At 60.3% G+C, this 19,291-nt stretch carries 13 protein-coding genes; 3 read left to right on the top strand and 10 right to left on the bottom strand.

The window, feature by feature from the left end; all coding sequences use genetic code 11:
- The 10 genes from LLH00_14325 to LLH00_14280 form a co-directional block, all read right to left on the bottom strand.
- Positions 1-1,170: ABC transporter permease (locus tag LLH00_14325; GenBank protein MCE5272451.1), on the bottom strand; the 1,170-nt coding region annotated here is incomplete at its 3' end.
- 83 nt (positions 1,171-1,253) lie between these two features.
- A complete protein-coding gene (locus LLH00_14320; GenBank protein ID MCE5272450.1) occupies positions 1,254-2,639 on the bottom strand; it encodes an ABC transporter permease in 1,386 nt (461 codons plus the stop codon).
- Between the two features lie 2 nt (positions 2,640-2,641).
- The gene (locus LLH00_14315) at positions 2,642-3,982 is read right to left on the bottom strand and encodes an ABC transporter permease subunit (protein MCE5272449.1); all 1,341 of its coding nucleotides are present in this window, start codon (positions 3,980-3,982) and stop codon (positions 2,642-2,644) included.
- A 72-nt stretch (positions 3,983-4,054) separates the two neighbouring features.
- Positions 4,055-4,774, bottom strand: coding sequence for an ABC transporter ATP-binding protein (locus LLH00_14310; protein ID MCE5272448.1), 720 nt, complete (start codon positions 4,772-4,774; stop codon positions 4,055-4,057).
- A gap of 229 nt (positions 4,775-5,003) precedes the next feature.
- The gene (locus LLH00_14305; GenBank protein ID MCE5272447.1) at positions 5,004-6,407 is read right to left on the bottom strand and encodes an ABC transporter permease; all 1,404 of its coding nucleotides are present in this window, start codon (positions 6,405-6,407) and stop codon (positions 5,004-5,006) included.
- A gap of 29 nt (positions 6,408-6,436) precedes the next feature.
- Positions 6,437-8,032, bottom strand: a complete 1,596-nt coding sequence (locus tag LLH00_14300; GenBank protein MCE5272446.1) for an ABC transporter permease subunit — start codon at positions 8,030-8,032, stop codon at positions 6,437-6,439.
- A 7-nt stretch (positions 8,033-8,039) separates the two neighbouring features.
- The gene (locus LLH00_14295; GenBank protein ID MCE5272445.1) at positions 8,040-9,491 is read right to left on the bottom strand and encodes an ABC transporter permease; all 1,452 of its coding nucleotides are present in this window, start codon (positions 9,489-9,491) and stop codon (positions 8,040-8,042) included.
- 148 nt (positions 9,492-9,639) lie between these two features.
- Positions 9,640-11,025 (bottom strand): ABC transporter permease subunit, encoded by a 1,386-nt coding sequence (locus LLH00_14290; protein ID MCE5272444.1) that lies wholly within the window; start codon positions 11,023-11,025, stop codon positions 9,640-9,642.
- An 89-nt stretch (positions 11,026-11,114) separates the two neighbouring features.
- Positions 11,115-12,602 (bottom strand): NEW3 domain-containing protein, encoded by a 1,488-nt coding sequence (locus LLH00_14285; protein MCE5272443.1) that lies wholly within the window; start codon positions 12,600-12,602, stop codon positions 11,115-11,117.
- Positions 12,599-14,140 carry a TolC family protein gene (locus LLH00_14280; GenBank protein MCE5272442.1) on the bottom strand — a complete coding sequence of 514 codons (1,542 nt, stop codon included), beginning with the start codon at positions 14,138-14,140 and terminating at the stop codon, positions 12,599-12,601. The genes LLH00_14285 and LLH00_14280 overlap by 4 nt, the downstream gene beginning before the upstream one ends.
- A 575-nt stretch (positions 14,141-14,715) precedes the next feature.
- Between LLH00_14280 and LLH00_14275 the strand changes: the two genes are divergently transcribed.
- The 3 genes from LLH00_14275 to LLH00_14265 form a co-directional block, all read left to right on the top strand.
- On the top strand, positions 14,716-16,044 hold the full coding sequence (locus tag LLH00_14275) for a GAF domain-containing protein (GenBank protein ID MCE5272441.1): 1,329 nt from the start codon (positions 14,716-14,718) through the stop codon (positions 16,042-16,044).
- Complete coding sequence (locus LLH00_14270) at positions 16,044-17,420, top strand: sigma-54 dependent transcriptional regulator (protein MCE5272440.1); 1,377 nt, start codon at positions 16,044-16,046, stop codon at positions 17,418-17,420. The genes LLH00_14275 and LLH00_14270 overlap by 1 nt, the downstream gene beginning before the upstream one ends.
- A gap of 159 nt (positions 17,421-17,579) precedes the next feature.
- Positions 17,580-19,291: hypothetical protein (locus LLH00_14265; GenBank protein ID MCE5272439.1), on the top strand; the 1,712-nt coding region annotated here is incomplete at its 3' end.

Here is a 19,291-nt window from a genome sequence, read left to right as displayed (position 1 = left end):
CAGCAGAAGGACCAGCAGGTTCAGTAACCCCGTGGAATTCAACACCTCGCGTTGTGTGCTCCGTGAGTAGGAAACACTCTGTCCCGTTTTACTCTGATCGCTTTCACTGATAAGCCCCACCTGGTTCAGGAGACTCTGTTTCAAGCGCAGACGCTCGTACATGCCGGTGCCGGCGAAATCCGTGGCCAGGAAAGTGTACACCGCCGCCGGACTCAAACGGGATAGGGCGCGGCCCAGTTCGAGCTGACGGTTCAGGCGCACCCGGTAATCCTCAATCAGTTTGTCCCGCTCCGGATAGTTTTTCGCTCTCTCGTTGAATTCCGTCACCTGCATCTGCTTGTAATCCTGCTTGCGCGTGGCCAGGCGACCCTGCACGTAACGGCTCTGCGCCGAGGGCAGATCGGAAATCGTGCCGGCCCCGGCGCCGGCCAGGCTGGGCAAGGCGAACGCCAGCAGCACCCAGAGAAAGAGGGACACGGCCAGGGCCGAGGAGGAACGCACGTTCAGGCACGAAACCAGCAGTCCGAGCGAGAAAAAGAAACTCAGGTACAGGACCGAGCTGAGGCAGAACAGCCCCAGGCCGAGCCAGTCCTGCACTCCCAGACGCACACCGCTGGACAGGTGGAGCAGAAGAGCACTCAGCAGCACGGCGAACAGGAACGGGAGAACCAGGCCGGCCAGGCCGCTCAGCCACTTGCCCAACAGGAGCTGGTACCGTCCCAGGCTGTGGCTCAGGGTCAGGGCCAGGGTGCGGGCCTCCTTTTCCTCCGAAACCAGCCGGAACGAGATGAACATCGCGCACAGGGAGAGGATGATCTTCGTTATGTACAGCAGGTCCGGGGTGTCGAACAGCTTGAACAGTGAATTGAACGAGCGCCCCGATTCTCCGGTGTCGAACACCCCCCAGCGGTCCGAGACCACGTGCTGCTGGCAGATCGATTCGTCCATGCCCTTGGCCAGGACCGACAGCGGGGCCGGCGGCAACATGACTATGGTGGTGAGGTCCACCGTGGGCAGAAGCTGGCTGTAGCGTTCCTGGCGGCTGAGATAATCCTGCCGCATGATCAGGAAACTGAGCGCGGCCAGAAGCAGGGTCACGGCCACGACCAGTAAATATCTGAAACTGACCAGGTTTTCCTGAATCTCTTTCCGCAGGATCGTCCAAAGCATCGTTTGCCTCCGGCTGTAGCTTACACCCACAGTGAGCGGATTGACATGAACTGTCACTTCATCGAGCCGCCCACCCGGCGGGCCTACCGCACATCGCAGCGGCGCATCGCCCAGAAAGCGGCCAGGGCGAGCGCGATATTCCAGGCCAGCAGCCCGGCCAGGTCGGGCAGTGCCGCGGCCAGGCTGGACTTGAGCGGGATGATCGAGTTCTGGAAAAATGGAAAATCGCTCTTGTCCCCGTCGTACTCTTTCTGCTGTGGACTCCTCAGGTATACGGTGGTCCCATCGCTCAGGGGAACTGATGTCCCGATCATCATATCCACACCCGGGACGAGTTCGCCGGTTTTCTCCAGGATGTAGCTGTCGTAGCGTGCCGAGTACTCGCGGAGGTCGCGGAGCAACGTTTCCTGCGTTTCGAAACCCGTGGCGGCCAGCTCCTCGACGGAAAACTGGTACAGCGAGGCCGGCGAGATACGCGACAGACTTCGGCGGACCGCTTCCCTGCGCCGGTGCGAGAGTTGATAGTCACGGAAAGTGGCGGCGTATTCCCTGATAACGTCGGCGGATATCCTGGCGTACTCTTCACGGATGCGTTCCTCGCTGGCCAGACCCTCCGCCCTCAGCTTGTCAGCGACCGGATTGAATACAGTATCGATCTTTTTCTGGAACGCGGGGCCGAGATTTTGCGCGATCACGTATTCCCGCGGGGTGTGGCTGAATTTTTCGGACAAGGGACCGGCAAGGTTTGGAATCACCAGGATGAACAGGATCCAGACCGACAGCAGGGCCAGCAGCGACACCGATGAATGCTGGATCAGGGAGGAGACTGCCACCGCGAGGAAAGCGAAAAGGGAAAGCCAGGCCAGGGACACGGCGAAGAAGATCGCCGCCCGCAGAATGAAATCGAGCGAGAAAACGCCCGGCGAGACGATCCGGGCGGCGAGGGCCCCGAAGAGGCACCCGACCGACAGCGCCAGACTGACCGCGAGCATGATCGACAGGTATTTCGCGCCGGCCAGAGTGGTCCGTCCCAGACTGTAGGACATGACCTGACGGAGCGTGCCCGACTCTTTCTCCCCGGATACAGCGTTGAACCCGAACAGCATTACGTACAGGCTGAACAGACATTTGACGATGAAAGCCCAGTCCGGGACAGGCATTTCGGGCAGCATGAAATTCTTGTTCGGTTTGAGCCGGACAGTCTGGTTCCCGCCCGGGAAAATGCTGTATGCCCGCAAACCGTTGTCCTGGAAGCCGGCGGCCAGGAAAAGGAACGGACTCGGTCTCTCTGCTATCTCGGTATTCACCGTCGAGGCCGGCTGAGCCTCCTGATCCTCGACCATATTGTCGTAGCGGGCGCCCAGGAATACTCCGCCGGTGACGAACAGGGCCAGGGAGAAAACGAGCAGGAAGAAGAAATGGACGCTCTTGAGGTAATCCTGTAACTCCCTTAAGATAATCGCGCTCATAATCACCTCGCGTCCATTCTGTTCATGGCGGCGAAAGAGGTGACCATCGCAGCGGCAGTCAACCCGATGAGGGTAAGGAACGAGGCCGTGGACCGGACCAGTATCGGCCCCAGCCGGTCTTTCGGATAGCTGTATTCCGGCAGCTTATAATTCCGGTAGGCCTGCCGGTCGTTGCCGAAAAGCAGACGGCTCTTCTCGGCGGTTTTCTCCCAGTAGCTTCTTTCCGGTTCCAGGAATTTCCGATACTGCTCGATCCCGGTTCCCGCCAGGTCGCGCATCATCCCGGAGTAAAGCACCGCCGGACAGAACATGCAGAGCCGGTCAGCCAGCCGGGCTTGGCGGGCCAGACGCGCGTTGTAACCCTGCCCGGCCTGATAGAGCGCCAAGGCCACCTTGGCGGAGATCATGTTGCTTTGTTGCATCAGTTCCCTCGAGATCGGCCTGTTTTGCACTTCCGCCTTTTCCCGCTCCTGGTTCAGGAGGGTCTGCTCGGAGGAATAACTGCTCCCCGCCGCAGCCAGATCGGCCCGGAAAGACTGGGCGGATGGCAGGGGGTCGAGTCTTTCCGCCAGATGGAGCGACAGGTTCGGATAGATGATTACAATGAAAACCCAGGCCTGCAGCACCAAGGCCAGGCTCGCCGCCGGGGTGGCGGTCACTGTCGAGACAAGGACGCCCAGCACAATGAAGACCGCCAGATAGCAGATCGAAAGCAGGTACATCGCCGCGAGGCGCTGGATCTCCTCCATTCCGACCGCAATAATCCCCCCCCGGGTCAATACGAGCAGTGCGACAATAAAACAGCAAAGCAGGGAAATGGACAGCAGCGTGAACACCGCGGCCAGCTTTCCGGCCAGCAGCGAGCTGCGGGGCAGCCCCCCGGCCAGCATCAACCTGAGCGTGCCCCGGGTCTTTTCGCCCGAGACCGAATCGTAGGTCAGGAATATCGCCAGCAGGCTCAGGACCACTCGAACTATGAAATCGAGGTCCACCGACTCCAGGCCGGAAGCCACCGCGTTCAGCATGCTTTTGGCTCCCATGTAGCCCGAGGCGTTCCAGGGAAGGTCATGGCTCTTGATCGAGATCCGGTTGCCCAGGCTCCTGTCCTTGCCCTGGACGATGACACCGAGAGGCTCGGGCCGTCTGATTCCGGTCATACCGTAAGGTGGCCCCGCTTTTGTTTCTTCCACCGCCATCTCGTAGTCAGCCAGGCGCTCCCTGTAATCCTGAAAATTGATCGCCGTGCTCAGCGTGATCAATCCAAGGCACAGGACCAACCCCAGCATGAATTTGGCGGATTTCAGGTACTCCTGCATCTCCCGCATGAAAACAATCCCGATCATCTTCTCGACCCGTCTTTGAATGTTTGACTCGACTCTCCCCCCGTTCGGCCGCACTCGACCGTATAAAGAGCCTCATGCCACCACGGCTTCCTGCATGTAGTCCAGGTACAGCTTCTCCAGATCGTCCTCCAGGAACTCCTCGCGCGTGCGCAGCATCACCAGGCGGCCCTCTTTCATTATCCCCACCCGGTCGGCGATCTCCTTGGCCCGGAAAATGTCGTGGGTGCACATCAGGATGCTCTTGCCCCGCTCGCGCAGGCCCTTGAGGATGGTGACAAACTCGGCCGCGGCCTTGGGGTCGAGCCCGCTGGTCGGCTCATCCAGCAGGATATTGTCCGAGTCCTTGATGATCGCGATGGTGATGCCCAGTTTCTGCCGCATGCCCTTCGAATAGGTCTTCAGCCGCGCCTCGAAAGCTTTCTCCTGAAGGCCCACCCGGCGCATGTGCATGTAGTAGTCCTCTTTCTTCAGGTTGGTCTTGCCCCCCAGGCGGGCGAAGAAATCGAGGTTCTGGCGGCCGGTGAAATTGCCGTAGAGCATCACGTTCTCGCTCACGTAGGCCACGTGTTTCTTGGCCTCCAGGGGCTCGCGGGTCACGTCGATGCCGCTTATCAGCGCCTGGCCGCTGGTCGGCTCGATAAAATTGAGGAACAGGTTGATCGTCGTGGTCTTGCCCGCGCCGTTGGCTCCCAGAAGACAGAATATCTCGCCCTCTTTCACGGTCAGGTTCAGATGGTCCAGGGCCAGCAGCCCGTCCTCGTAGCGTTTGGTCAGATCGATGGCCTGAAGCATGGTGTAGCCTCCTTGACAGATGAAAATTATGAAACCGGGATTTTCTCTCTATGTGTCTTTCCAGCCGGATTATCTATTCCGGAAAGGTTACTCGGGCGGAAAATCCGCCCTGCTCTGGGCATTCCCTCCTTTCGCCTTTCCGTTCCCTTTGCAGCGATGGAATCTCAATTGGGGGATCATCAATTACAAAGGGGTGAAACATAAGATTGAAGCATTTACTATACCCGTTTCAGCGCACGTCGTAGCGCAGGAACAACACGAAAGCCAGGGCGAAACTCACCACAGTGTACAGCACGAGCAGCAGCAGCGGCAGCCGGGCAGCCGTAAACCGCTCACCGAACGAGGCCGGCCGCTCCTGATACTGCGGGATTTCAGCGAAATCCACCACTTTGTACAGCATGTGCGAGGGATTGTACGGGTCCAGGAGGTGCAGGGTTTCGTCGTCCGTGGCCGCGGCATCCTGTTGCATATACCAATCGAAAAACCGGCTCCGAAATAGTTTCAAATCCCGCCAGTTCTTTTCCAGGCGCACGAAACCGCCGCCGGTCGCCGCCTCGCTCAACTGCTCGAACAGGCACACCGGCGACAGCGCGGTCAGGCGCCGGGAGAAACGGAACTGCTCAAGGATGCTGCTGTTCCAGGCCTCCTTTATCGCCAGCTCCCGATCCTTGTATTGCAGGTTGAATTTCGCGTACAGCCGGAACTGCTCGATGGGACCGAGCACTCCCCCGCCTTGCGCTTCAGCCGCGGCGATCCGGTCATTCGAGGCTTTCACCTCCTGGGCGGTCCGGTCGGCCACCACCCGCGACGACTCGACAGGGTGCAGCTTGCCCGTGAGGTAGACAACCGAATTCTGGACCATCAGCACCGAGGCCAGCCAGAGGCAAAGGCAAAGCAGAAGGCTCACATTCGAGCGCCCGGCGACCGTGGAGGCCAGAATTCCCAGGGCCGCCATGCAGGCGGCAAGCAGGGCGGCGCTGCCCAGGAACGCGGCGCTCTCGGCCAGAAGAGCCCGGTCCAGCACCACCGCTTTCTCGGCTAACAGGAGCGCCAGGCTGAGGCCGGCCCCAGGCAGAAGCACCAGCAGCACCGCCAGCACCACGCCGATATATTTGCCGAACAGGAGCAGGCCCCGCGGCACGGGGTTGGATAAAGTCAGGGCCAATGTACCTGTCTCCCGCTCGCCGCTCACCTGGTCGTAACTGAATATCAGCACCGTGAAACTGAGGATGATCGAGACGATGAAAGCCCAACTGAGTTCCCGGTACTCCGGCAACGTATCGTTACCGGCCCAGTTCGGCATGTCGAAGCCCTCCACCCCGAAACCGGAGTACCAGAACTGGAAGGGCATCCGCTTTTCCCCTGAATCCGCAATGAAAGCGTCGGCCCGGGGCCCCAGCACCAGCGGGCGGGTCTGGGACATGTAGAGGCCCAGGTAGCGCGCGGCCCAGCCCTTTTCTTTCTCCAGCTGCGCGGACTGGACTTGCAGGTACCTTTCCTGGTCCGCCCGGTAGCGGTGGGCAAAGGCGACCGTGCCCAGACCGAACAGGACCAGCAGAAGCACCAGCACCAGGTGCAGGCGCAGGCTGAGCACATGCTGCTGTAGTTCACGCAAGACTATATTCAGGAGCACGTTTCACCTCGACTCGCAGCGTTCTCGTCTCACCGGACATCCGCGCGCAGGAAGCCGATAAAGGCCAGCTGGAACAGCACCAGCCCGGTGGCGATCAATAAAACCAGTTTTACCAGTGAATCCCGTAGCGAAAGCGCCAGGCCGCCCGGTGTGTCCCGCCAGGCGGGAGTACTGGACAGGTCCAGCGGCGGCAGGATATCGCTTTCAGCCATCGGCGGAAATGCGCTGTGCATGAAAGACCAGCTCTTTTCCGGGTTATCCTTCCGCCATTGCCGCATTTCAGCCATGGATTTCAGCTTTCCGCCGGTGCCAAGTTCGATGAACTGGTCGGTGGTCAGCATCTTTTCCGGGGGCACGGCTGTAAAAAAGCGGTAGGAATCAAAAAGGTCTTTGTCACGCAGAAACTGGATCAGTTCCTCCCTGTAACCGCTGGCCCGCTCCAGGAAACGACGGTAGGATTCTACATCCGTGCGGCAGAGCGAGTTGCAGAGCAGGATGAACACCTGTGACGGGGAGACCATTGAAAGCCGCTCGGCCAGACGGCGCTGCCTGTCCTGGCGGTCCAGGAAATCTTTTTCCATCTGCCAGAGTGTTTCCGCACTTGCGAGCATGTACTCGTAGACCGCCCGGTTGCCCTGCCTGTACCATTCCATGTAGGCGGCATTGGCGCCCTTGAGCTCGACCGCCCCATTCTGCTCACGCCTGACATTTTCCCATTCGTAGACTTCTTCCGGCTCTTTGCCCCGCAGTTCATCGGCCTTGCGCCACTGTTCCTTGGTGAAATCCCAAGTTGCTGTGGCGAGCACCTTTTCGGAAGGGGTCTCCACAAGGCTGCTGGCCAGGAAACCGGCCGCGTTCGGCGCCACAAAGAGGAAAAAGACCCAGGCCAGCAGGCAGACCACCAGCCCGGCCGCCGAATTCCTGACCGTGCTTGAAACCAGCAATCCCATGAACGCGAAAACCGCGAAGTACAGGATGCTCGCCAGCACGATCAGGCACAGGCGCAACCAGTCATCCGCCGTAAATGCCACCGACGGGCTGAGCGTGATCGCCAGGGCGCAGAGCAGGTAGCAGAACAGCAGTATCGGCAGAATGGTTAAGCAGCCCCCCAGCACTTTGCCCAGAAGCACGCTGTGGCGCGGGATCGAATTGGCGAGCACCAGCTTGAGAGTACCCTGCTCCCGCTCGCCGCTGGCCGAGTCATAGGTGAACAGCAAGGCCAGAAGGCTCAGCACCACGGCCAGCACGGTGATGAAATCCATGGAGAGGTAGGTGCTCAGAAGCGGGTTGTCGCCGGCAGCGGCGGCGCCCTCGGCCTTGAACGGCTTGGCGGTGAACGAGATATCCACATAGCGGCCCAGCCTGGAACTCAGCCCCCGGGCCAGGATGCTCAGCGGCTCCGGCGCCCGCACGACACGCGGCTGCAACTGTGACCAGACCCGGATATCGAGCTTTTTTTCCGCCTCCGCGCGCTGGGTCTCATAGGCTGTCACCTGGCTTTCCCACTCGCCGATACCCACCACCAGGGTGAGCGGGATCAGGCCCAGGCAGAGCAGGAACCCGATGGCGAAACGGGCCGAGACCAGGTTGTTGTAGAACTCCTTGAGCGCGATGGAGAGGACCATAGTCCATTCACCTTACGTCGTAGCGGTTGAAAGAAACCAATCCCGCGGCGAAGAGAACGACGGCGTACAGCGCCAACAGAAGAATGTCGATCCACTGCGTGCTCAGCACTTCCGCTACAGTCACGTGGCTGTAACCGGTCAACACGGGCACGGGTGCGGTTTTCGGGTCGTACGTGCTACCCTCTTTCCTGGGAGTGGTGATTCCACCCGAACCGTCCGGGTAGTCGTACCATTCTACGGAATAGTTGTCGTACACGGTCTCTTTCACCTGTTGCTGGAAGCGTCCGGCGGCGTTCTTGAAATTCTCCAGCTCCAGCAGGCTGGTCCCGGCCAGTTCGGAAGCCAGGTAGGTGAAACAGCTTACCGGCGAGCACCGGGAAAGACTGATCGCGATGGCGGATTGCACCTGTTTCTTGCTTTCATAAGCGTCATCGATCTTTTTAAGCGCCTGGCTGGTCAGTATCTCATATTTATGCTCGATTTGAAGCGCCCGGCTGCGATAATCCTTGTGGGCCGCATCGCTCAGGTTGTATTGATTCTGTATTCCATATTCAGCCATGACTTTTTTCATCAGTTCAGCGCGCCGGCCTTTCAGCTCTTCCTCCAGGTCTTTCCGCACCGCCTCTTTCTGCAGGTTGACCACCTGCGCGGTCGGTATCGGGAACAGCGCCTCCGCCACCATCGGACTGGCTTTGGGCACCACGAACGCCAGCATTATCCAGATGAAAAGGAGCGCGATGACCGAGGTGATCGATTTATCAGTGCGTGAGGATATCATTATCCCCAGGTTGAGCATCAACAGGATAAACAACAACGACAGGCCGGTGAATACGGCTACGGCGGTCCACCCACCCGCGGAGAACAGGCTGATGGAGCTCGAAAAGCTTATCACCACCAGGCTCACCAGCAGGGACAGCATGAACGGAACGGTGAAAATTATGAAATTTCCGATCACTTTGGCCGCGTATATCTTCGACCGCGGAACAGAGTGCGAGATCAGCAGCTTGAGCGTGCCTTTCTCCTTTTCCCCGGACACACTGCTGAACATGAAGACCAGGGCCAGGATAGAGAGCACGAAACCGACACAGGTCTGCAGATCAAGTTTTCCGAAAAAAGTCGACACCGGGCTGGACAGCTCGTTGTCATAATGCAACCCGTAATTACCCCGCCAATCGGTGCTGACAAAAGTCGGCAGGCGATCTTCGAGGCCGCCGGCCAGGAAACTGAGCGCGGAGGGCGGACGGAACCCCCTGGCGGAAAAGGACCAGTAGATGTTCCCTTGCGCGCTCTCCTGGTAGATGGACATCTCCTGCCGGTAATCGGCGAGCCGCTGCTCGTATTCCCTGAGGGAGACGAACGTGCCCAGCGGGATCAGAAACAGGCACAGCACCAGCGTGATCGGGAACTTGTAGTTGTTGATCGAATCCTGGATTTCCTTCATCAGCAGCACTTTGAACATGATTAACCTCACCGTGTAACATCTTTTAACAGCTCATGCCATGTCATTCGTGTATTTAGTCTGTAAGCCCGAAACTCTCATCTGCGGCCGGTTTTCAATTCGCAGATCAGTACTCCCGCCATAGGGTCGGGTTCCGGCGGGATGTGCCTCAGCGCACGTCGTAGCGAAGAAAAGAAACGTATGCCCCAGCGAAAAACAGAATGTTTAACAGGATCAGTACCAGATAATCCGGGATCGCGCTGGTAACTGATTCGGTTAGAGTTGATTTGGCGATTGTATGCCGAGGCATACCCGATAAATCGAATGCCTCGTGTTCCGTTAAGAACTTCATTGACTTAGCAGTGATCCAGTCCAAAAACACGGTTCGATATTCCCTGGCCGACTGGAGGAACTTATCGTACTCGGCCGGTCCGGTACGACCCAGAGCCATACTGCCGAACATGAGAGCGGAAGTCGGAGAGCACCGGGCTATGTCTGCCGCAAGCTGTTGCTGGCGAAGCTTTTTCGCTTCATAGTCCGTATCGATAAGACTGAATTGTGCCTCTTTCTTTTCCCTTTCCTCACCGGCCAGTTTTTCCGTGAGTTCACCGTAATTCCTATTGCCCGGATGCTTTTCCCGAAACTCTTGTATCTGGAGGGCTAAATTTTCTTTCTTATAGATCTCGTCATGAATCTGCCGGTAGATTGCCTCTTTCTGGAAATTAATTTCACTCTGGGATGCAACGGGAGAAATCAGACCGGCTAAATTGACCGAGGCCCGTGGAATCAATGCGATGCAACAAATCCAGGCAAGCAGCGATATCAGCAGGCTGATCGAGGAATGGGAAACCAGTGAACTCGACAGGAGACCCAGGGTAAAAAAGCACGTTATGTACAGCAGATAAAGAGCGACCAGCAGTAATATCCGCAGCCAGTGCTCAGAGTTGAGAGAGACGTCCGGATAATTCGCCAGAACGATCAAACCCAGAAGCATGGGGATCAGTACCGGTATCAGCAAGCTTATAAGGCTACCCATGTATTTCCCCAGAATCAGGGTCGGTCGGGATATCTGGTTGGCCAGCAGGAGCCTCAGAGTTCCTTTTTCCTTTTCTCCGGAGACTGTATTGTACGAATAGAGAAAGGCCAGCAGACTGAATATTACACTGACGACAAATGTCAGGTCGAAACCTCCGAATACGGCAAAAAATGGATTTGTGCCGGACTTGGAGCCTTCCAGTACTGTCTGATGTTCATCGGCGACCCAGGCTGTATTGCCTGCTATATCCTTGACTCCCGAGACCAACGCTTCCAGAGCCTCAGGCTCTTTGTTGATTTTTACGCCGACACGCATAAACGTGTTGTAGTTGTTTTGTGCATCCAGTAATTTTCTATCGAGGGATTCGTTCGCTGCAAAATTCTTCATGTCTCGTCTGTAGCTTTCCGCGCCTGCCCAGACAGTAAACAGAATCGTAACTGTGCAGAGGAGCAAGGTCAGCACGAACCGAAGACTAGCGAGGGAATCCTGGATTTCCTTGCGAATGATGATGCTCAGCATCTTGCCCTCCTTTCAGATTACGGTGTGCCACTCTATCCGCAGAAAATATCAACAGGGGGCACGGCGGGTCGTGCCCCCTGTTGCCATCCCTACCTGCGGCTGATTTTCACCCCGAAGACCACGATCCCCACCACCAGTCCGACCAGGGCCAGCACCAGCACCGTTGTCCAGAGCACCTCCGTGCGCGCCTTGACCTGGATACGCACGGTCTTGTCCTCGGTGCGCACCGCGCGGTTGTCGGCCAGGGCCTCGGTGCGGATTTTCACCTCCTGCGCCCCCACTCCCACGTCCTCGGGCGGCAGGAACACCAGAGACACCTGGGCCTCTTTCTCCGGCTCCAGCGAGCGGATCAGGTCCGGCTCGATCCGCGAGCGCCAGTTAAGCGGATTGTCCGTGGATATCTTCACATTGTCCAGACGCCGGGTGCCGATGTTGCGCACGGTCACTTCCAGGGCCAGGCTGTCGCCCACCGTGATCTCGTGGTACAGACTGGGCGCGCGCACCTCGATCCGTCCCACCCCGCGCGGGATCAGCTCCAGGCGCACCGAGCCGGCCTGGAATTCCGCGAGCTGCTCCGGAGTGAACTGCCGCCCGGTGGGGTCGCCCAGCTTCTCAGCCTGCTCCAGGGTCAGTACCAGGGCGAAGAATTCCAGCGGACGGTCGATCACCACCTGCTCGTCATCCCGCTCCGGCAGATAGGCCTTGAGGGACAGTTTCTTGGTGTTCACCCCCTGGCCGAACTTGACCTGGCTCAGGCGCGCCCCGGTCTCGGAGTCCAGGAAATCGCAACTCACCTGACGGGGCAGGTTGACCACGGCCAGCTTGTAGACATCATCGCTGGTGGAGAACCGCTCCAGGGTCAGATCGTAGGAGGCGGCCCCGCCCAGGTCCACCTCCTGCGAGAACTGCATCGAGTTGATATCCACCACGCTGGCGCTGGCGTCCTTTTCCAGGAATATGTTCTTCTCGTCCTTGCGGCCGCCGTAGTTGAGGCTCACGCACACTGTCTCCACGTCCTTGAGCAGGCCGAAATCGGCCACTGTGGCCCCGCCCATGTCCAGAGTGGGGATACGAGTCTCGTAGGGCGCGCCGATTATGGTGTTGCTGCCCGGTTCGAGCAGGGAGACGAAAATGTTGTAGATCCTGGAGGAGCGCATCTCGGGCGTGAACACGTCGAAATGCTCCTGGAACTGGTCCAGGTACTCCTGGTTGCCCTCCATCGTGCTGCGCAGGGTCACCTTGACCCGACGCTCACCCCGCGGGGTCTGGTACTTGACCGCCCGCTCCACGATGATGTAGGACTGCTGCGAGATCACGCGCAGGATCAGTTTCTGATAGTCCACCTCGGCGCTCAGGGCTTCGTTGCGCGAGCGGATGAATTCATCCTCCGAGATGGCCTTGTTCTCGTAGAGCTTGCGGTCGGACTCCAGTTTCTGGGAAGCGCTCTGGTAGGAGGCGCGGGCCTTTTTCAGGTCCAGCAGGAGCGAGGCCTGGTCTTGCTGCGCCGGGGCACATTGGAAACACCACGCCAGCATGAGCACTGCGGCCAGGAAGACATTGATGAGCTTGGAATTCATTGATTACTCCTGTCGGACGAGTATTTCTGGTCGACCCGGTAGCCGCAGTCGTTTTCGAAATCCCAGAGGGTCTGTTTTTTAAGCTCGGCCAGGGCGAGCTGGTACGAGATGTAGGCGTCAAGGTAATTGAGTTGCGAGGCGGCCAGGCTCTCCTGGGCCAGGGCCATGTCCTGGCTGGTGATCGCGCCGCTGTCGAAACGCAGACGGCTGATCTGGTAGCTGCGCTGGGCCAGTTGCTGGTTCTGCTCGTGGATACGCAGACGGTTGCCGGACTCCTCCACGTTACGGACAATCTCACGCACCTCGCGGACAATCGTATTGCGCTGGTCCTCGATGTCGAGGCGGGCCTGACGGAGGTTGGCCATCTCCTGCTGCACCCTCTCCTTGCCCCGGCCCCAGTCGAACACCGGCACAGTCACCGAAAGCGTGACCCCGCGGTTGGGCGGACGGTCCACGAAATTGTCGAACGATGAGTTGAACAGGTCCAGGGTTGAGCCGTGCTCGCGGGTGCTCACCCCGGTGATGTCGTAGTAGGCCGAAATCTTGCCGCTGATCTCCCGGATGCGCTTGGCCCGGTCCAGGTCGATCCGGCCCAGCTCGTAATCCAGCTCGGCCTCGTGCAGCTCCAGACGGTTGGCCAGGGCGCGCTCGATGGCTTTGTCGGGGTCGACGGTAAGAGAATCGTAGCTCAGATCGGTCACCACATTCACCGGCTGGTAGAGGTCGAGACCGATCAACTGCTTGAGTTCGTCCGAGGCGCGCTCCAGGTCTCCCTGGCGCTCGAAGAGGGCGGCCCGGTTCTCGGCCGCGGTCACCTCGGCGATCAGCACCTCGCCCTCGGGGATACGCCCGGCCTCGGCCTTGAGACGGGCCACTTCCAGGGCCTGCTCGCTGTTGGCCAGCTTTTCGCCCGCGATCCCGGCGGCGCGCGTGCAGCGGAACACCTGATAGAAAGCCTGTGTCACCCGGTAGATGATGTCCATCTGCTGACGGGTGAACTGGCTGGAGACTTTCTCGTAATTCAGGCGCGCCTCGTTCAGGTTCTCGGCCAGGGTGTTGCGGGTGAACACCGGCTGCTCGAACATCAGGCTGAAACTGCTCTGGGCCTTGCGGTCGCTGAGGGTCCGGTAGTCGTTCAGAGCCAGGACCGTTTTCTCGTTCGTCCGCAGCAGCTCCGAGGAAAGAGCGAGGTTGCCCCCGGTGGGCAGCATGTAGGTGAACTTGAGCCGCCCGCTGTACTGCATCGCCCCGGTGGAATTGTACACCGGCAGGCCATCCGCCCGCTGGATCGGGTTCACGTTCTCGTTCCAGGAGGGCGCGTAGACAGTGAAATCCAGCCGCGGGTCGAACTGGGCCTGGTAATAGCGGTAGGAGTGCTCCATCGCCTGCTTGCGCTCGTGGTAGGAGCGCACAGTGTAGCTCTCGCCCAGGGCGATCGAGACCGCCCGCTCCAGGGTCAAGGCATTCTCCGCTGCGGCCAGAGGTCCGGCCAGGGCCAGACAGAGAATGAACAGCATCTGTCTCCAGCGTGCCTGCATGTTCGGCTCTTTCTTATTCAAGACGCGTTCGGTTTGATTGCTTCTTCGATTGTCGCACGGAACCTCCGGGAACGGTCAGTCCCTCGACGGAAGGCAAAAGCAAGCGCTGTGCCGTTTATGGCGAGCAAAAGGGCAGATGGGTGTATCCTGTTGTCGTGTTTTAATTTACATCCACACAAATCAGTAGCGGGGTCAAAACTGACCAGCAAGGGGCGGAAACCGCTTCATTCGCCAAACTCTTTGCCTTTCAAGCCTCTGCCTGGTTTCCACCTGTAAGCTGGACTGGCACGGGACTGTGTATCACTTTATACAACTGTTGTCACCCTCTCTACACACCCCATCCCTTTTACCGGCGTGCATTCCGCGGTTCGGGATACTCCGCACCGGGTAAGGGGGGCAGAGGCAAGGAAGACATGAACGCTCGGCACGCGGCAGGACAATGGCATTTATTTTGCCTGTCACCTGGTGGTGCGTTAACACAACAGTTGAATCCGGGGCCGATCTGGTATAATATCCTTAGCGTCCAGGTCCGGCCCCTATCTTCCCTACACATTATCCCGGCGGTGCTGAATCTCATGGAACTGACCGCTGCCTTGCGCAAACTGTTCAAACCCGCGGTGAGAGAGCAGAGTCCGGATTTCCAGAAACAGGCGCTCAGTGAGTTCAGCCGCTCGCTGACCCTGATAGTCGACCTGGAGCAACTCAAGGACAACGTCATCTCGGCCCTGCGCGAGCTGTACCCGATGGGAAGCCTGGCGATATTCCTGCTGAACCTGGAGCTTAACCGTTTCCAACTGGCCGCCTGGCGCGGTGACACCCAGGCGCCGGAGGTCCGCCCGGGCTTCGCCCCCGAGGACCCGCTGATCCGCTGGTTCACGGTCAACGAGACCCACCTGAGCCTGCCGCACAGCCCGGACATCGCCTCGTTTTTCAAGCCGGAGGAGCATGCGGTGCTGGAGGCCGTGCAGGCCGAGACCATCCTGCCGCTGATCTCGATGAACCGCCTGATCGGGGTGATCTGCCTGGGGCGCCTGGCCGGCAGCGGACAGTTGAAGGAGTCGGATTACGAGTTCCTGCACAACCTGGCCGGGCAGGCGGCGCTGGCGTTCGAGAACGCCTACCTCTACCAGCAGCAGAAAGCCCGTCTGCGCCGCATGTACCGCGCCGACCGTCTGGCCACCCTGGGCCAGCTCGCCGCCGGGGCGGCCCACGAGATCCGCAACCCTCTAACCTCGATCCGCAGTACGATCCAGTACCTGCAGAGAGACATCCAGGACCCGGTCAAGCAGGCCCTTGTCCGCGAGCTGATCGAGGAGGTGGACCGGATCAACGGGATCATCGAGGGCCTGCTGTCGTTCTCGCGCCCGGCCAAGGCCGAGATTTCGAGCGTGGACCTGCGCGCCCTGCTGAGCCAGGTGCTCGCGCTGGCCTCGGCCACGGCGCTCAAGCGCGGCATCGCGCTGGACCTGGAGTATGTCCCCGCGGAGACCGAGTTGAGCGCCGACCCGGCCCTGCTTAAGCAGGTGTTCCTGAATGTCCTGATGAACGCGATCGAGGCCCTGGAGGGCGGCGGCCACATCCAGGTGCGCGTGGAGCTGGCCGACCGCGGTCGCGGCGGCAGCCATACGCAGAGGAAAATGTTCCACGTGCTGTTCAGCGACAACGGCCCCGGAATCCCCGCGGAAAACATGGAACGCATCTTCGACCCGTTTTTCACCACCAAGAAAGAGGGCACCGGCCTGGGGCTGTCGATCTGTTACGGCATCATCCAGCAGCACGGTGGAGATATAGAAATCGAAAGCCGCACCGCGGACGCCGAGAGCCGGGAGCACGGCACCCGGGTGGCGGTCACCCTGCCGCAGGCCCAGTCCATAAGCGGCAGCAGACGCTCCAGGGAGAAATGATGCAGAGCAAGATACTGGTGGTCGACGACGAGAAAAACATCCGCGCCATCCTGACCCGCCTTCTCGAGGATGAGGGCTACGCCGTGCTCACGGCCGCCAGCGCCGAGGAGGCGATAGTGCTGGCCGAATCCTCGGGGCCCGACCTGGTCCTGATGGACCAGCGCATGCCCGGGTTGGATGGTATCGAGGGGCTGGTGCGGATCAAGGCGCGCAACCCCGATATCACGGTCATTATCCTGACCGCCCACGCCGAGATCGGCCTGGCGGTGGAGGCGATCAAGAAAGGGGCCTACGACTACCTGACCAAGCCCTTCGACAATGAGGAACTGCTGATAGTGATCCGGCGCGCCCTGGAGCGCAGCAGCCTCGCCCACCGGGTGAACAGCCTGGAGCGCGAGCTGCACGAGCGCTACAGTTTCCGCAACCTGGTCGGGGTGAGCGCGGCGATGCGCCGGGTGCAGGAGCAGATCGCCCGGGTCTGCGAAACCGGGGCCACTGTGCTGGTGGAGGGCGAAAGCGGCACCGGCAAGGAACTGGTGGCCCGGGCCATCCATTTCAACAGCCGCCGGGCGGACAAGCCCTTTGTCACGGTCAACTGTGGGGCGATCCCGCTCAGCCTGATCGAGAGCGAGCTGTTCGGGCACGAGAAAGGCGCGTTCACCGGGGCGGTGGAGCGCCGCAGCGGCAAGTTCGAGCAGGCCGGCGGCGGGACATTCTTCCTGGACGAGGTGGGTGAGCTGCCCCTGGAGGCCCAGGTGAAACTGCTGCGCGTGCTGGATGAGCGCCGGGTGACCCGCCTGGGCGGACGCGAGAGCCTTCCCCTGGATGTGCGCCTTATCGCCGCCACCAACAAAGACCTTCAGCAGCAGGTCGAGAAAGGTGCATTCCGGCTCGACCTTTTCTACCGCCTGAATATCGTGACCCTGCGCCTGCCCCCGCTGCGGGAGCGGCGCGAGGACATCCCGGTGCTGGCCGAGCATTTTATCCGCAAGCACAACCGCCTGCTCGACCTTTCGATCACCGGGTTCTCGCTGGCCGCGGCCGACCGGCTCCAGGCCTATGACTGGCCGGGCAACGTGCGCGACCTGGAGAACGCGGTCCAGAGCGCGATGATCCAGGCCGGGGCCGGGACCCTGGAGCCGCAGCACCTGCCGATGCGGGTGACCGCCGGGGCCTCTGTCGCGCCGGAGCGTGACGCGGGACCGGACAGCAGCGGACTGGGGGCCAGCGTGCGCCAGATGAGCGCCCGGCTCGAACGGGAGATGATCCGCGACACCCTGGCCGAGTGCGGGAACAACCGCACCGAGGCAGCGCGTCGGCTGAACGTGAGCCGGAAAACGCTCTACAACAAGTTGCACGAGTACGGGCTGGAATGAATTTCATTCAATCCCGCTGTTCGCGCCAGGATCGGCCGGTTCTTCTTCCCTGCCGTTCAGCAGGCGATTCATAACCTTATGCCGCGTTTGAGCTACCGCGCCATAATTGTTATTATCAAAGGTGTTACCGTCCACACATCATGTCCCGCCGGAGGCCTCATGCACGCTGAATCGCTACGCAAGCTCGCGCTTTTCTACCTGACCCTGCTGCTCCTTGCCGCCGCCGGAACGCTCCAGGCCGCGGACAAGGTTTTCATCTTCACCAATGCCAGCCACACGGCGCAGGATTTCGCGGTCTGGGCCGAACTGGCGGCCAGGCTCAAGCCCTACGGCGAGGTCCAGGTGCTGGCCAGTGAGCTTTCCAGCAAGGACCGCTCCACGATGCCCTCGTTCAACAGCCCCTGGCACGAGTACGCCTGCTACGTGCCCGCGCCCTGGGACTACTATCCACATCCCAAGATCGCCCCGTTCGTGGATGCGGCCTGGGTGGAGGCCAACCGCAAGCTGCTGGCCGACAAGTGCGCCATCCTTCAGCGCCTGGGCCTGTTCGCCGAGTTCGAGGCCAATGACGCGCATTTCCTGCCCGAGGCGTTCTTCCAGAAATACCCGCAGTACCGCGGGCCGCGGGTGGACCATCCCCGGCGCAGCACGCGCGAGGAGTTCTCCCTGTGTCTGGACCAGCCGGACACGAAGGAAATGGTGGTCTGGATGATGGCCGAGCTCAAGCGTAACGCCCCGCTCATTCATTCGGTCGACGAGGGCGTGAACGACGCCGGCCAGGGGCTCTGCTGGGCCGAGGCCCAGTACCCCGGACCCAACGGCCCGGCCGCATGCAGTGGCCTCACCGCCGGCCAGCGCGTGCGCGCCCTGAGCGAGGAGGTCCACCGCGGGGCAGCGCAGGGCGGCGGAGATGTCCTTCTGCTCTGGAACAATGTGAACCTGTGGCGCAACGAGCTGGAGGTGGTGCGTCCCCTGCTGCCCGAGAACACCTTGCTGCAGCGCTCCGACCCGTCTTTCATGTCGATCGGCTCAGAGTGCCGCTTCAGTTGCTACCCCATTCGCGGGATAGTAGACCCACTGACTGTGATCCAGCGCATGGAGCGCTACCACCGTCCGCAGACACGCTTTATCGAGATCGGCCCATCGGCGATCTACAGCCGCGGTTCCGACACGCCCGAGGCCACGGCCAAGCTGCTGGACATCGTGGAAGACTGTATCAAGTCTCCCACCGGCAACCTTTCCGAGCGCCTGGAGCGGCTGAAAAAGTTCGCCGCCGCCTGGGGTGGGCAGGCGAACGCCGAGACCGTGTTCCAGGCCCTCTACGACATCCACCAGGCCCTGGACCTGAAAAACAACCTGGTGGGCGGCTACGCCCAGTACAGCAACCTTTACTGCGGCGTCTCTATGCGCCACATGACCCGCCCGCTGGTGATCAAGCCCGACCTTCTGAGCGCGGAGGAGGAGAGCTATTTCCTGCCCTACGTGTTCAACCCAAGCCCGGTAGAGGCGAGGATGGACTATATCGATTTCCACGGCGGACGGATGACCGGCACTGTCGACTGGGAGGCCCCGGGGCTGCACCGCGCTCTGGGCATGGCCGGGAACGCCGGCCGCAGCCTCTGCGCGCTCGATGGCGCTCCCGAGGCGAGGTTCCTGCGTAACCTCGGCCTGGCCATTCAGATGTGGGCCCATGAGGTCCGCTCGATCCACAATTTCTACCATGCCCAGGTGTTGCGGGACAAGTACAAGGAGATACTGAGCGGACCGAAACGCGTGCCCTCCAAGGACGACAGTTGGGACGGCGATCCGGGCAACCTGGAATGGAACGCGATCATGCGCGATGAGCTGGACAACACCACCGAGATGATCGC

The organism is bacterium (assembly GCA_021372515.1).
GTDB lineage: Bacteria > Gemmatimonadota > Glassbacteria > GWA2-58-10 > GWA2-58-10 > JAJFUG01.
This window is presented reverse-complemented; position numbering and strand designations above follow the sequence as displayed.